This window comes from Paenarthrobacter sp. 10L420, assembly GCF_056395385.1.
On record NZ_JBFTJK010000022.1, the window covers coordinates 1 to 14,967 of the forward strand.

Sequence of the window (14,967 nt, forward strand, 5' to 3'; positions counted from 1 at the left end):
GGCGCCTTCACCGCTGCCTTCCACCGCCCGGACCAGTTCGGAAACGTGATCTCTCACTGCGGCAGCTTCATCAACATTCTGGGCGCGAACAACCTCCCCAGCATGGTCCGGCGCACCCCCCGCAAGCCAATCCGCGTCTGGCACCAATCGGGCAAGCGCGACGTCGATATCGTCTACGGCAACATCCCCATCGCCAACCATGACCTCGACGCAGCCCTGAAGTATCGCCGCTACGATTCCATGTTCGTGTTCGGCACCGCCGGGCACACCCTCGGACACGCCGGCGCAGTGTTCCCCGAAACACTCCAATGGATCTTCCGCGACCAGGTTGAAGCCAAATGACCCAGAACACGAAAGCAGAGGGCATGAACACCACAAACGAAGTTATTGACACGTCAACTTCAGTGCAGGTGACACTTGATGTCCCTGCGCGGATGCGGGACGGCGTCGTGCTGCGGGCCGATATCTACCGCCCTGCGGGGGACGGGTCTTGGCCTACCTTGGTGGTGCGCACGCCTTACAATAAGGCCGGTGCTGCGGACAACGTTTGGAATGGTTTCTCTCCGACAGAAGTGGCCCGAAAAGGGTTCATCATGGTCATCCAGGATGTTCGGGGCCGCTACGCTTCAGACGGCGACTGGGAGCCGCTGCAGCACGAGGGTCCAGACGGCTTTGACACCATTGCTTGGGCCGCCCAGCTTGCCGGCTCCAACGGGCGGGTCGGCATGGTCGGTGGCAGCTACTGCGGGAACACGCAATGGCAGGCCGCGCTTCAGCAGCCGCCCGCGTTGAAGGCGATCACGCCCCTGATGACGTGGACGGAGCCGCGTGAGGCCCTGGTAGCCCGCGGCGGTGCGACGCAGTTCACAGTGATCACATCGTGGTCGCTGGCTGCCGGTTTCGACTGGTTGTCACGTCAGGGCCTGACGGACGATGAGTTGGCGGCCCGCGTTTCGGCCCTTATTGAAGACTTCGACGGTCTCGAGAAGGACGGCTACTGGGAGTTGCCGGTCACCGAACTGCCCGTGCTGCGACGGCACGGCACGCCGGTGTTCGTAGAGCCGGGCGCAGCCACTGACCTGGAGGCAACCGAGCACATGCGGGTGGCCGGGAGTCACTCCCGTGTCCAGATCCCCAGCCTGCACACTGGAGGCTGGTACGACACCTGCCTGCAGGGAACCATCGACAACTTCACAGCAATGCGCAACCTCGGCCAAGAATCGCGGCTGATCATCGGACCATGGACCCACGAGGACTTCGGCAACCGGATCGGCGCGCAGGACTTCGGAATCATGTCCAGCCGGGACGCGGGAGCCCATCCAAACGGCAAGTGGAGCGATGAAGTGCTGGCGTTTCTCCGCGGCCACCTCACCGAGGATGCACCCGTGAGTGCCCCGGCGCCGGTCCGGATATTTGTGATGGGACGCAACGAATGGCGGGACGAGGAAACCTGGCCCCTGCAACGCTCTCGCACCGAGCGCTGGCACCTGCATGCCGATGGAGGCCTCAGTACGAAGGCACTGCCCGTCGAGTCAGGACCGAGTGAGATCGACTACGACCCCGCCGACCCGGTTCCCACGTACGGTGGGCCAATGGCACTCACACCAGGACGGGGACCGCATGACCAGGCACCGGTCGAGTCGCGACCGGACGTGCTCGTCTTCACCTCCGAGGTCCTCAGGGAGGACCTCGAGGTAACAGGGCCGATCCGGGTACGGCTGCACGTCCAGAGCTCAGCGCCCTCGACAGACTGGGTCGCCCGCCTGTGCGACGTGCACCCCGACGGACGATCCTTGAACCTGACCGACGGAATCCTCCGCATAAACCACGGTGCTGACGAGGCTCAGGAGATCGAGATCGACCTGTGGTCAACAAGCAACGTGTTCCTGGCCGGACACAGGATCAGGGTGCAGATCACCAACAGCTGCTTCCCCCGGTGGGACCGGAACCTCAACACCGGCGACCAAGCCGGGACGGAGTTCGTCCCCGCACATCAGCGGCTCTACCATGACACCAGCCGCCCGTCATACATCGAACTCCCCATCGTCCCAACGGAAGAGAAACAAGTTCCCCGCACCTAAATGAGTTCAGTGGGCACTGCGCAGACCAGGTGGCCCAGTGCCCACTGACCCGGATCGTACGCCGCAGGCTTACATACCTCCGATGCCATCGATAATCGCCCTGCCCCACACTGTAAAGTCGGGGATTCTGTTTCGCTTTGCAGCTGATTGAGACGGTTACTGAACGCCGTATCCGGAGTCTCTCCCAGCAATCCAGATATGGGGAACCAGCCCTCGATCTACCGGCAGACTGCTGACAGGTGACTGGAAGTGACGCAATAAAGTTGCGTGAAGGGCCTCAAGGACACTTTCTCAGTCCAAAGGACGTCCTTATGCTCCGCCTGAGGCGATTCTTGCGTCTGACGCCTCGGAGCTAGCAGCGTGTAAGGTTTCTTGACCACTGGACCTATTGCGGCGGGTCGCTGATCGGTACGATCCTTCCGTGCCGACCGGGGCCTGCTGAGCAAAATCGGATAAGCATCCTAATCGTGTCCTGCTCTGCTGCGTTCTGCGCCGGTATCGCTGCCCCTCCAGGACCGCCGGAAGCGGGGATCGGGCAGAAACCCGGGGAGGATTCTCGACGGCGGAGAGACCCGGAGCCTGCCGCGTGGCTAAGCATTCCCCACCAACGATAGTCAATCCGCTACGTCTGTCCCAGGGTGCTGTGCCATGCGGCTAAAAGACCGCCATCCCCAGCGGCTTCAAAGCGGCTGGAGTCCGTAACGACAGGATTCGCCCACAGGGTGAATGGGGACCCGGGATCTTTCCAGCTCGGCAACTTGATATCCACATTTAAAAACTTGGTTCTTCGAGTTCTTCGTAGAAGCTGGCGGATTATGGTCTCGTGGTGACGCCGCAATGGAGAACGTACCCCTCTAAGTTGAGTGCGGCCCAGAACCCTGGACCTCATTCCAACTGGCCGCCCGATCATATTCACACAACACGCACTCAAAGTTAACGCAGTCTAAGGACTTCACCGAGGTCCTGTACGTTAAGGCCTCCGGTATTAGCCTGCGGGAGGATGAGCAGGTGGAATTCCTAATCTCACGCTGCGTTGAAGGGCCAACCTAACACCTCGCATTCGAAACCGGGATCCGAGACACTTAGTGCCGGGCTACCCGGTGAACAGCGCCCTGGCGGCAAGGGAGGCCGCGAAGCGAAATCGTCGCAAGTTGCTGGTCGCGTTCACGTATGTCGCAATGGATTTTCCGCCGTAGTTCGGGAACCAGCGCCCCGACACTGTCGTGGTAACGATACGGGCGCTTTCATATCCGCTCATGACAAGGACATCTTCGACGCAGTTCCGCCCAGCTTTGTGAGAGCATTAAACTAGGTGGACCGAGCGATATCCCGGTCCCTCAGCTTAAAGTTGAGCTCGTCAACGCTTCTGGGCCAACGGCGCCGTCCGCTCAACCGGCAGGGATCCTTCAGTGCTACGGGAGTACAACGACCAATCCCAGCTAGGTAACTGCAGTCCACAAAGGGGATGCGGACAGCGCCGCATCCCCTCTTGAGGACAATCCGCCCGGTTCCCCCGACCTTAGACCAAGACCGCCAGGCTCGTTAGTCATGCTGGCAGCGAAAGAAACCTAGGCTACGAGGATTGAGACCACCGCTGCAGCAGAATCTCCGCCAACCTGCCCCCCAGAGTTCTGTGCTACGGCGACCTTTGCCGACTCCCGTTGCCGTGCACCCGCTTCTCCACGCAACTGAAGGACCAGTTCGAATATCTGAGCGGTTCCGGTAGCGCCAATGGGGTGGCCCCTGCTGAGCAAACCACCGCTCGGATTGACGGAAATCCTTCCGCCAAGGTCCGTCGCACCACTGCGCAACAGTTCCGCAGCACCCCCCGGCGCACAGAACTGCATGACTTCGTAATTGATTAGCTCGCCAGGGGCCGATGCGTCATGAACCTCTGCCACATGGACGTCCTCGGGACCAATCGAAGCTGCCTCGTAAGCCACCTTCGCAGCCCGAGACGAAGCGTTCGGCTTCGTCGGATCTGCTGAGCCCGAAACAAGCGCCGAACTGGCTACCCAAACAGGCCTGAACCTTGAGAGCTTGGACGCCACACGAGCCGAACACAGGACCACCGCTGCTGCCCCATCGCCGATTGCAGAGCACATCGGAAGCGTCAGCGGTTCACTGATCATCCGGCTTGCCAGCACTTCCTCGACCGTCGTCTCTTTACGAAACTGCGCGAAGGGGTTGAGCGACGCAGCGTGACGACTCTTGACGGTTATTCGAGCAAAATCGGCTGGCGTCGTTCCCGTGGCGTCCATGTACCTGCGAGTACGTTCTGCGTAAATGTCCATAAAAATGGAGCCGCTGCCGGAGCCAACATGCGAGGGCAGTTCCTCTTCCTTGTCTACCGCACCTCCGAACGCTGCGATTGAGACGGTCTTGTCTGCATGGCTCAGCTTCTCCGCTCCCACTGCCAGCACAACATCTGCCTGGCCACTGGCCACTGTCTGCCACGCCAGATGGAACGCTGTGCTGCCCGTAGCGCAAGCGTTTTCCACATTGATTATGGGCTTGCCCATGAGGCCCGTGTTCCTGAGCGCGGCTTGGCCTCGAATCATCTCCTGTCCGGTGATGACTCCAGACGCCGAGTTGCCGAAGTAGACGCGGTCTACTTTGTCCGCATCGATTCCGGCATCCTCCAGCGCTATTCTCACAGCTTCCTCGGAGAGACTCTTCACCGATCGATCAAGAAACTTCCCAAAAGAAGTCATTCCAATTCCAGCGATCGCTACGCGGTCGGTCATAGTTACTCCAATTCACTCTCTCAACAAAAACGCAAAGGCTCCGCTGCAGTGCGGGTCGTTTGCTCAAGTAGCCTTTGGCCAGTCTAACACTTACTGGTTGGTAATCAAGTCTTTAGTTCGACCTCCGAATCAGGCGACTCTTGCCAACGTCTCGGTCAGCAGTTTTCCACCGCGGCGAAACGCACCGTCCCCTCACCAGTGCGAGGACGCAAACACCTGTATGAGCAGGCGAATTCGGGCACGGCGCCTCTCCCGTTCGGCAATGGAAGGACGCGTTACGCTCAGGCTTCTTGGGCGATGGGCTCGACTGCGACGCCGACAAGTGCCTGCTCAATCTGCGGCACACTCCAACGGCTACCGTTCTCGAATGTCTCTACGACCCGCCACCCTTCGTAGACTCCGATCAGATCACCCACCACACGGAACATATGGCCGGAGAGGGCGCAGCGCTCGGCCGCCAGGAACGCGACCAGCGGTGAGATATTTCCGGGGTGCCAGCTGTCAAACTCCGTCTCGGACTCCGGCTCCGCAATCCGTTCGCTTAGCCCCGGCGTAGACAGAGTCAAGTGTGTCCGCGCAGCCGGCGCAATACAGTTGACCCGTACGCCATACCTCTTGAGCTCCTTTGAAGCGACCTGCGTCATGGCAGCGATCCCTGCCTTCGCTGCGGCGTAGTTCGTCTGGCCTGCCCCAGGCTGTAGACCCGCGGCCGAGGAGGTATTGATAATCGCCCGGTCTGCGGCCAACCCTAGTTTTGATTGGTTACGCCAATACGCAGCCGCGTGCCTGCTGACAGCGAAAGTACCCTTTAGATTGACGTCCACCACCGAGTCAAACTCCTCCTCGGTCATGTTGATCAACATCCGATCCCTCATGATGCCTGCGTTGTTTACCACCACATGGAGGACGCCGAATTCGCGGATGGCGGTTTCGACCAGCCGCTGCGCGCCATGCCAGTCACTGACGCTGTCAGTATTAGCCACGGCCTGCCCGCCCGCGGATTTGATTTCGGCAACCACGTCATGCGCCGGACCATTGTCCGGGCTCGCTCCCCCAACGTCATTTACAACCACACGCGCACCCTCGGCCGCAAGCAGCAGGGCGTGCTCGCGGCCGAGACCGCGTCCGGCGCCAGTCACAATCGCCACTCTTCCATCCAGAACACCCATAAGCCTGCTCCATTCCTTCGATCGTTCTTTAATACTGATGCTCAAGCGAGATTGTCCCGAGCCACGCTGCGATGCACGGAAATTCCGACGCAGTTGGGTTGTCGCTCAAATGAACATGCAGGAACTCAGACAGCAAAACTTCACATAAGTTATTGTGAGAAATGCACGATGACCGCAGCGGCAGCGCCAATACTGCTACTCGAACATTGTCATCACTGTTGGATTACCAATTACGATGGGTTTGGGCCAGTGTAATTTACCTGGTCGGCAGGAACGTGCCGCCAGGTGTTTCCTTGTGCAACCTCCTCCAAGTAGTGGGCTGCAAGGCCGACAGACCGCGGTGCGACCAGGAATATTCGCGTCGTCTCCCAGGTGAACCCGAGATCAAGAATGAGAGCTGCAATCGCGCCATCGACGTTCGCTGGAATCTTGCGCCCAACTGCTTGACTCAGCTCGTGTTCCAGGTGGGCCAGCAATGTCGAATGATGGGAGAAGACCCCTTCTTCCTTGGCGATACCCATCAGAATAGGAAAGCGCGGATCCGCACCGTGTTGCGGATGACCAAACCCCTCAAGAGGGGCGCGCTTTGCCCTGCTGTCAGCCACAATCTCCTTGGCGGCTCGCTGCAGCGATTCGTCGGTGACCTCGCCATCTTCGGCTATTCGATGAACAACCGATTGCAACTTCAATGCCAGTTGTTGTCCAGCGCCACCCTGGATGTCCCCGAAGGTGGTTACTCCGGCCGCAATCCCTACTTGAATGGGAACCCCGTATGACGCGAGCATTCTGGTGATCGTACTCGACGGCGATATTCCGTGTTCCATCACCGAAACGAGTAGAGCATCAAGAACGCGAGCCTGACCAGGTGTTGCACGGTTCCCGGTAAGAACCAGGTACATCATCTCAGAATATGAAGTATTCCCGATCAATTGACTCAGGCGGTGTCCCCGAATAATTACATCGTCCTTCTCGACTTCCCCTATGTCAGTTTCCCAAGCATTGGTATCCCGTGTGGTCACTTGATGTCCTCAGTTCTAGTTTTACCTGTAGTTCAATAACTTGCGCACCGAACGCTCCAAGCCTGCACGCTGGCTTCCTATATTGCGTCCAACCGCCAACGCCGCGAGGTACCAGATCCGCGACGCGAGCCTCGTGAGTGCTTTGGCAGTCCCTCTGGACCGCCCTTGCAACCAAGATTGCCGACCCTCGGAGCCGGCGAGCTAGTCGCAACCCCGTGGACTAGTCGTCTAGCTTGCCAATGTTCTGACTGGCTTGAGAGCGGTACTATGCAAGCAGAATATCACTTACTGATCAACAATCAAGTGTTTGACGAGTGGTTCACTAAAGAGTTCGACGGCAGCTTTTGCGGCTGAGACAAGCCAAACACTTGAGGGCACATAGATTGCTAAACGGATTCAGGCATAGCGAAGACTGCGATATGTTCGTGGAATGGCTCCTTCAACTCCGGGCATGCACAAGTCTTCCCCGCCCGCCGACCCCAGCACTGCAGCTTCCCGAGCCGTTGTGGCGCCCACGTCGGGGCGCGTCGAGCGGCTCATGCGAACCCGGCTGCGTGGCGCCGTTGACGGTACGGTACCCGAATGCACCGGTTCCATGGTCACTGGAGTTTGGTGCCTGGACCACGAGGGGCGCCCAACGGGGTTGACGGCCGCCTCCCTGTTGGACCAAACTCTCGCAACTTCTATCCGCGCCGCCGCCCCGGACCTTACTTGGATGGTCACGACGGAGCTGCAACTGAACTTCCTGGCCCCGCTACCTGCTGACGGCACAGTACTGGAGGCTTGGACCAGAAGCGGCTTCGTAGATCCGAGGGGAGGCGTGTCCTTTGGTAGTCTCCGTGGGCCGGACGGTAGAGAGCACGTACATGCCGTTGGCTGGTTTCAAACAGTCGGACCCACCCCTGCCGGGGCACTTGACCATTTCAACCGTATGGGCGCGCTGCCCTTGGGGCCCGAATCCGACGTCACGTTGGACAGATTGCTTGGCATGCGTAGTCCGGCCTCGAGCCCTGCGGGCGGGAAGCCAGCGAACACCGAAAGTTTCCTTCGGGGACCGGATTTCCCTGCGGTCGATGAGTTTATGAATCGCAATGGGACCGTTCACGGAGGGGCCATGACCATGATGGCGGGACTCGCTGCCCATGCGGCCACTCCGGCTCGTGATCATTTCGATCTCCAGTCCCTTCGGATGGTGTTTCTGCGCCCGTCCACTGGACCGATTGCTACACGCGCACGAATCCGACATGCAGGCCGCTCCCTGTGCAGCGTGGACGTGGAACTGTTCAGCATCCGTACAACTCCATGGAACCCGGCATCACGTGGCTCAGAAACTGCTCGGCGAGAGAACCCTGACAAGGCCTTCGAAACCAAGCCAGTCGCACAAGCCCACGCACTCTTCCGTCCGGCCCGCTGACCGACCTAGAGTGACCAGGCGAACAGTGCCGGTGACTCTGGACGTCAGCGCACCGGGCGTCGTCCGAACGGGAGGTCCCAACCGGAAATGGCCTTTGAGCGGCCTGTTATTGGGTTTGTTCCGGCAGGTCACGCAGGGATCAGCGGTGATTCCTGCCCATGCTTCACTCCATGGGCAGGAGTTCGTCGGACTATCTGGTGACCTTGCCCATACGGTTTGCGATGGGTGTGGTGAACAACGGTTTGGTCAGGAACCAGGCTGCGGCGATGACCAACAGCGAGATCAGAAACACGACAAGGCCCCACCAGTCCACTACGTCCCGGGAGCCGTACATGTGGTTTAGGTTCTGTAAGGCTCCGGTGAAGAACACCAGGAATACATGCACCACCGTAAACGCAACGAAGTAGAGCATCACAGGAAAGTGCAATGCCCGCGCCCATTCCACCGGATATATCATCGTGAGGCGCCGTGCACGTTCGGGCCACCAAGTCGACATCCGGACGCCGGTCAGAACCGCCAACGGGGCGGCGATGAACACCGTGAGGAAGTAGGCCATCACCTGCAGTGCGTTGTAATGCACCCAGCCATTTTCGGCCGGCCAGTCCAGCGAGGCATACTGGACTGCTGCTGAGAGCATGTTGGGGAAGACGTCCCAACTCATCGGTACGATCCGCGTCCAGTGCCCGCTGACAAATAGCAGAGCGACGAAGATTATCCCGTTCGCCACCCAGAGCACATCCAGAGTCTGGTGCAGCCATTGGGACAGTGATACCTTTTTCGGGCTGTTGCCCTTCGGGGAGAAGAACGAGTTCTTCTCCGCCGTCCAGTAGCCGGGAGGCTTACGCTCCGTACGGACCTGAAGGCCGGTGCGGACAATCAACACGATGAAGAACATATTGAGAAAGTGTTGCCAGCCTAGCCATGCCGGGATTCCGACCGGCGCACCTTCGGGCTGCCAGGCGTGCCCACTGTAAGACATAACGAACTGCTGCACACCCTCAAGCGTACGTAGCCAACGCGCGCCAACCACCATCAGCAGGCCCAGAACCAACAACACAGCGGTAACTACGGCGGGTTTCCGCCATGCCGGGCCAGTCACCCTCGACTTACTTATGGGGCCGTCCTCTGCCGCCCCCTTTGTGCCGAGGAGACTAGCCGAAGAGGTCATTTTGGCCGCCGGTGCGACCAAACCCGCCTGTGCGGAACCAGAACCGCTCCCTACTGCAGAATCAGTCGATGGACGCGCGACCTCCTGCTCTCCGGCCGCCGGCGGGACAGCGCCCATCCGGCGCTTGCGTGGAGGAGCGTGCTCAGCAGCGGGCTTGGCTTGCTCGCGTTCCCGCTCCGCTGACAGGTCGATTCCCTGAGGCTCCGTCTTATCGATCATCGCAGTGACGTCATCGATGGTCGGCGACATCGTCATGGCCTTCTCTGTAACCGACGAATCGCCCGGCTGCTGCTGCACATGCGTCTGCACGCGCTCTGCAGACAAGGGCCCGGCATCGGTGCGCTCGGGCGCTAGCGGCGTGTATCCTGCCATGCGGCGCCGTCTGGGTGCTTGGCTGGGGTCTCGCTCGCTAGTCATAGATCTCGGTCCTTTGCCTGGGTATCAACTTCGGGTTCAAATGGCCGGAAGGCCTCCGTCAGACCATTGCTCATGGTCCTCACTGGGTAGCGGACTGCCCGGCACCGGGGTCAGCTGCGTCGGTTGTTGATCTCTTCGATCAGCTGTGGGACCACTGTGAACACATCCCCGACGATGCCGAAATCCGCGACGTCGAAAATCGGAGCATCCTCGTCCTTGTTGATGGCAACGATCGTTTTGGAAGTCTGCATGCCAGCCCGGTGCTGGATGGCCCCTGAGATTCCCAGCGCCACATAGAGTTGGGGGGTCACCGTAACGCCAGTTTGACCCACCTGGTAGGACTGCGGCACGTACCCGGCATCAACGGCGGCACGCGAGGCACCCACAGCGGCACCCAGCACGTCGGCTAGTTCCTCCACCACGCTGAACGCCTCCTTCGAACCAACACCGCGTCCGCCGGAGACGACGTTCTTTGCCCCTCTCAACATCGGCCTGCCTGCCTTCGCCGCAGCCTCGCTGACCTCATCGACCGTGGCCCCAGTCGCCGTCGTGGTTGATATCTGCGCAAACGTGACCGAAGGAGAGGCGACGGCTTCTGCCACGCCCTCGATGGAGCCCGGACGCACCGTAACTACCATTAGGCCACCTTCCACGGTCGACTCGGTCGTGAAGTCGCCGCCGAAAATTGAGTGGGTAGCTATGAGCTCCTGGCTCTCCTCGTCGAAGCGAACCGCGACCGCGTCAGCGGCTACAGAACCGCCAGCCACAATTGCGAGCCGACCTGCCACAGCGTTGGAATCGTTCGTCGCCGGTACCAACACCAAGCCCGCCCCATACGTATGTACGGCGTCTGCCAGGGCACCGACCAGCGCGGACCCCAATTCGGTGGCGGCACTCTCCGATTCGGTCAGGTACACATTGGCCGCGCCCAAGTTCCCCAATTCAGCGACTAGGTCCCCGGACCGGCCCGGGGCAGTAACCGCCACCGCAACGGGCTTGCCGAGGTCGGCAGCCAACCTAAGCAGGCCAGCGGCAGTGGACTTCGGCGACCCCTCGCGGTTGGTCTCGATCAGGACCAGAACGTTTCCGGTATATGGCATGGTGTTTTCCTTCAGCTGTTTAACTTCTGTGTCAGTAGGGTCCGCTCATGTTCAGATGAGGCGGTTCGCCGCCAGGAACTCGGCCAGCTGCGCAGCCGCGGTGCCGTCGTCGACAACCTTCGGCCCGGCTTGCTTCGCTGGGCGGGCCGACGCCGAGACCATCACCGATGCGACTTCCGGAGTTACGGCGATTCCTAGATCACTGAGCGACCAATTCGCCAGCGGCTTCTTCTTTGCCGCCATAATTCCCTTGAAGTTTGGAAAGCGGGCATCGGCGGACTTCTCCGTGACAGACACCACTGCCGGCAAGGCCGATGACAAGCGAAGAGCACCGCCGTCCACCTGCGCCCGGCCCGAGACGGCGTCGGGTTCGATGACGACCTCATCAAGTCCCGGGAGTACAGGCCACCCGAGGATCTCGGCAACCATTGCTGGAACCACTCCACCCCGACCGTCCGTGGCCGCGTTGCCGGCGAGGACCAGATCCACGCCTCCGAGCTTTTCGACGGCGGCAGCCAGCACCCGCGCTGTCTGCACCATGTCGGAACCCACCAAAGACTCGTCCGAGACCAAAACGGCGGAGTCAGCGCCCATCGACAACAGCTTCCGAATGCTCTTGCCCGCGTCCTCCGGCCCCATTGCGACCACCACAATTTCGATATCTTTACGCGAATCCTTTAGCTGAAGGGCGTTCTCCAAGGCCCGTTCATTGATCTCGTCCGGCACAGACTCGGACGCACCGCGGTCCAGCATTCCGGATTCCAAGTCGATTTTACGATCGGACCAGGTGTCCGGAACCTGCTTCGCCAACACAACTATCTTCATGGAGAACCCTCCTCGGTGGGCTAACGCTTTCGCTTTCATATCCCAATCTACGGGGAGTTAGCGAAAAATACTAGTTGCTCGACAACTATTTTGTTGGACCGCCTGTGCAGAATTGCAAAGGTGGTGCGGTTTCGCCCTTCAGAAAACGAAAGCCACAGCCGACCGGTCAGCGACCAAGGAATGCCGGAATGAGGACCTGAGCCTCGTCGGCGGCCATGCGCTCACCGATAGTCACGGACTCGCGTGCACCCACCTCCGCCCGCGAGAGGCCGAGGCCCTGACGCAACAGCCTTCGGACATCGCCGAGCGCACCCGGAGCCCCGGCAACCCAAGCTGCGACCACCTCTTGCGCTCGGTCCATCGGGTCGACGACCACCTCTGAAACAAGTCCCTGGTCGAGCGCCTGACTGGCATTCAAAGGCCGGCCGGATAGGGCAAAGGCCAGTGCGCGGTGTAGCCCCATGGCGCGGGGCAAGCTGGCGGAAGTGCCACAGTCGGGAGTCAGGCCAATGGAGGGGTAGGCAAACACAAAGCTTGTACCTTCCCCTGCGATGATCACGTCAGCGGCCAGCATGATACCAAGCCCACCACCGGCAACGGCCCCGTGAACAGCCGCCACCACGGGCTTCTCCAGAGATTCGAGAGCCTGCACAGCCGCATCAACCGTGGCCGCCAATTCAGTCAGGAACCGACCCTGGTCTGGGGACTCCGTGAACGCAGAAATGTCTCCACCGGCGCAGAACCGCTTGCCGTTGCCGGTCAGCAAGACTGCCTTAATCGCGTCGTCCTCCGCAACCCGGCTAACCGCCTCTCCGAGCGCTACGGCTAAGGGCATATTTATAGTGTTGGCCGCCTCCGGGCGGTTGAGCTGCAGGTGTCCGACGCCGCCGACCGTAGTTAAAGTTACGGGCTTTGACATCAGATCCTCCGGAAGAGTGCTGCGAGCGCCTGTCCTCCACCGATGCACATGGTGACAATTCCGAGTTCCAGATCCCGGCGTGCCATGTCCTTGGCAAGGCGCAGCGTCAGGATCGCTCCGGTGGCACCGACCGGATGCCCTAGGGCAATGGCTCCGCCGTACGGATTGACCTGGGCCGGATCGAGGTCGGCGTCCCGGATGACAGCGACAGCCTGTGAGGCAAATGCCTCGTTCAGTTCAATCGAACCGATATCCTTCGGGGTGGTGCCGGTCTTCTCGAACAAGGACCTCAGAGCCAGCGTGGGTGCGTACCCCATGAGTTCGGGTTCCATGGCGGCCGTGGCCACCGCCTCAAGACTAACCAAGCCCTTCAGGCCACGCTGAGCAGCGACGGACTCGCGAGCAAGGACGACGGCGGCGGCGCCGTCGTTGATACCCGATGCATTACCGGCCGTGACTGTCCCACCAGTGGCAAATGCAGGACGCAATCCCGCCAAGGTCTCCATGCTTGTCTCAGGCTTGGGGTGCTCATCCTTGTCAGCTGTGAAAGGCTTTCGACCCGCGACATTGACTGGCGTGATTTCCTCGGCGAACGCTGCCTGGGCCTCGGGCGTAGCGGCGCGGCGTTGTGATTCGACAGCGAACTCGTCCTGTTCCCGGCGTGAGACGTTGTATTTGCTGGCGACGTTCTCGGCAGTGACTCCCATGTGGATGCCGTGCAAGGGGTCGGTAAGCATCATGAGAGTGCCATCGCTGAGGGAACGGTCGCCAAGGCGGTAGCCTTGGCGCGCGCCGAAGTCGTAGTACGGCATCCTTGTCATGGACTCGTTGCCGCCGGCCAGAGCGAAGTCAAGCTGGTTCCACTGCATTTCCATGGCTGCCGACCAGATTGCCTGCAAGCCGGAACCGCACAGCCGGTTGACGTTGTAGGCCGGAACACCCGTTGGCAGTCCTGCCGTGACAGCGACTCGCCGCGCGTTATACGCGTCGGCCCCCACCTGGCCAATGCAACCCATGACGACTTCGTCGATGTCGTCGCCGGTAACATCGGCGCGTTCCAGGGCTGCCCTGCTGGCCGTCGCCCCCAACACATGGCCGGGAACATCCTTGAAGATGCCTCCGAAGCTGCCAATAGGGGTGCGTGCACCGTCCAGGACGATGATTTTCTCCACGATTCGTTCTCCGTTGCTCTTAAGATGAATTGCTGGTGTGACTTTGGCGGTGAAGACCAAGGGCCCCTTGCCAGGATGGAAAAGTCGCATTTTCCCGACTGATCAGGAACTTGACTTTCGAGTTCAAACCCACTGGGTGAAACTATCCACGGTCTCCCGCGGCGTCACGAGTGAGTTCACTGGCGCCGACTCATCGGCGTAGCCAAGTGACATACCGCACACCAGCGTTTCGTCCGCACCAGCGCCGATGATCGGCTTAATTGTCGACTCGTAGTAGTTCCAAGCCGCCTGCGGGCACGTGTGGAGGCCCCGAGCCCGGGCCATAAGCATGATGTTCTGCAGGAACATGCCGTAATCGATGAGCGATCCTCGCCCCATGACCTTATCGACCGTAAATATCAGCCCCACGGGGGCATCAAAGAAGCGGTAGTTACGCTGTAGCTGAGCGTGCATCTTGTTCTTCTCGCCCCTGCCGATGCCGAGAAGGTCATACAAGCTCCAGCCGTTTTGACGACGCCGGTCGATGTACGGCGAGACCCATTCAGCCGGGTAGAAGTCGACCTTGTCGCGGTGCTTTTCGGCCAAGCCCGGATCAGAAAAGACCGCGTCGTCCACAGCGCACACTTGGTGGACAAGGTTATCCCGCTGATCGCCCTGAAGCACATACACTTTCCACGGTTGTGTATTCGTGCCGGACGCGGATTGGCTGGCGACGCGTAATATTTCTTGGATGTCGCTTCGGGCGACGGCTTTGTCCGGAAGGAATGCCCGGCACGAGAAGCGGCTCTCGATGGCAGCTTCCACACTCGCGGGGTCCTGCACTTCAGTCGTGACGCGTGATGATATCAACGCACTTCTCCTAGCAGTGTCTCGATTTCGGTAGTTCTTGCTGAAGGCCTTCATTGGCTATCAGGTGGACTCCGGCAGAACGGCGGT

The 14,967-nt window shown here is 60.3% G+C and carries 11 protein-coding genes and 1 pseudogene; 3 read left to right on the forward strand and 9 right to left on the reverse strand.

The genetic code is table 11. The features are described 5' to 3' along the window. Both AC1DD5_RS22075 and AC1DD5_RS22080 read left to right on the forward strand, forming a co-directional pair. Positions 1–342 (forward strand): annotated as a pseudogene (locus tag AC1DD5_RS22075) (esterase family protein); the annotation flags it as partial. 23 nt (positions 343–365) lie between these two features. Continuing rightward, positions 366–2,081: a CocE/NonD family hydrolase gene (locus AC1DD5_RS22080; protein WP_477516735.1), complete on the forward strand. Its 1,716-nt coding sequence runs from the start codon at positions 366–368 to the stop codon at positions 2,079–2,081. Between the two features lie 1,568 nt (positions 2,082–3,649). On the opposite strand, the gene AC1DD5_RS22085 is transcribed toward AC1DD5_RS22080, so the two are convergent. The 3 genes from AC1DD5_RS22085 to AC1DD5_RS22095 form a co-directional block, all read right to left on the reverse strand. Next, positions 3,650–4,828 (reverse strand): thiolase family protein, encoded by a 1,179-nt coding sequence (locus AC1DD5_RS22085; RefSeq protein ID WP_477516736.1) that lies wholly within the window; start codon positions 4,826–4,828, stop codon positions 3,650–3,652. A 281-nt stretch (positions 4,829–5,109) separates the two neighbouring features. Then, complete coding sequence (locus tag AC1DD5_RS22090; RefSeq protein ID WP_477516737.1) at positions 5,110–5,997, reverse strand: SDR family oxidoreductase; 888 nt, start codon at positions 5,995–5,997, stop codon at positions 5,110–5,112. 230 nt (positions 5,998–6,227) lie between these two features. Continuing rightward, the gene (locus AC1DD5_RS22095; protein ID WP_477516738.1) at positions 6,228–7,016 is read right to left on the reverse strand and encodes a citrate/2-methylcitrate synthase; all 789 of its coding nucleotides are present in this window, start codon (positions 7,014–7,016) and stop codon (positions 6,228–6,230) included. Between the two features lie 430 nt (positions 7,017–7,446). On the opposite strand from AC1DD5_RS22095, the gene AC1DD5_RS22100 reads away from it, so the two are divergent. Further along, the gene (locus AC1DD5_RS22100; protein WP_477516739.1) at positions 7,447–8,430 is read left to right on the forward strand and encodes an acyl-CoA thioesterase domain-containing protein; all 984 of its coding nucleotides are present in this window, start codon (positions 7,447–7,449) and stop codon (positions 8,428–8,430) included. 190 nt (positions 8,431–8,620) lie between these two features. Here the strand turns inward: AC1DD5_RS22100 and AC1DD5_RS22105 are convergent, their stop codons facing one another. From AC1DD5_RS22105 to AC1DD5_RS22130, 6 genes are all read right to left on the reverse strand, one after another. Then, positions 8,621–10,015, reverse strand: coding sequence for a cytochrome b/b6 domain-containing protein (locus tag AC1DD5_RS22105; RefSeq protein WP_477516740.1), 1,395 nt, complete (start codon positions 10,013–10,015; stop codon positions 8,621–8,623). A gap of 110 nt (positions 10,016–10,125) precedes the next feature. Further along, positions 10,126–11,115, reverse strand: coding sequence for an electron transfer flavoprotein subunit alpha/FixB family protein (locus AC1DD5_RS22110; protein ID WP_477516741.1), 990 nt, complete (start codon positions 11,113–11,115; stop codon positions 10,126–10,128). A gap of 51 nt (positions 11,116–11,166) precedes the next feature. Further along, a complete protein-coding gene (locus AC1DD5_RS22115; protein WP_477522785.1) occupies positions 11,167–11,940 on the reverse strand; it encodes an electron transfer flavoprotein subunit beta/FixA family protein in 774 nt (257 codons plus the stop codon). Positions 11,941–12,106: 166 nt separating this feature from the next. Further along, positions 12,107–12,859, reverse strand: a complete 753-nt coding sequence (locus tag AC1DD5_RS22120; protein ID WP_442006399.1) for an enoyl-CoA hydratase/isomerase family protein — start codon at positions 12,857–12,859, stop codon at positions 12,107–12,109. Then, positions 12,859–14,034 (reverse strand): thiolase family protein, encoded by a 1,176-nt coding sequence (locus tag AC1DD5_RS22125; protein ID WP_442006424.1) that lies wholly within the window; start codon positions 14,032–14,034, stop codon positions 12,859–12,861. The genes AC1DD5_RS22120 and AC1DD5_RS22125 overlap by 1 nt, the downstream gene beginning before the upstream one ends. A gap of 120 nt (positions 14,035–14,154) precedes the next feature. Beyond that, positions 14,155–14,880: a nitroreductase gene (locus AC1DD5_RS22130; protein ID WP_477516743.1), complete on the reverse strand. Its 726-nt coding sequence runs from the start codon at positions 14,878–14,880 to the stop codon at positions 14,155–14,157. Positions 14,881–14,967 lie beyond the last annotated feature (87 nt).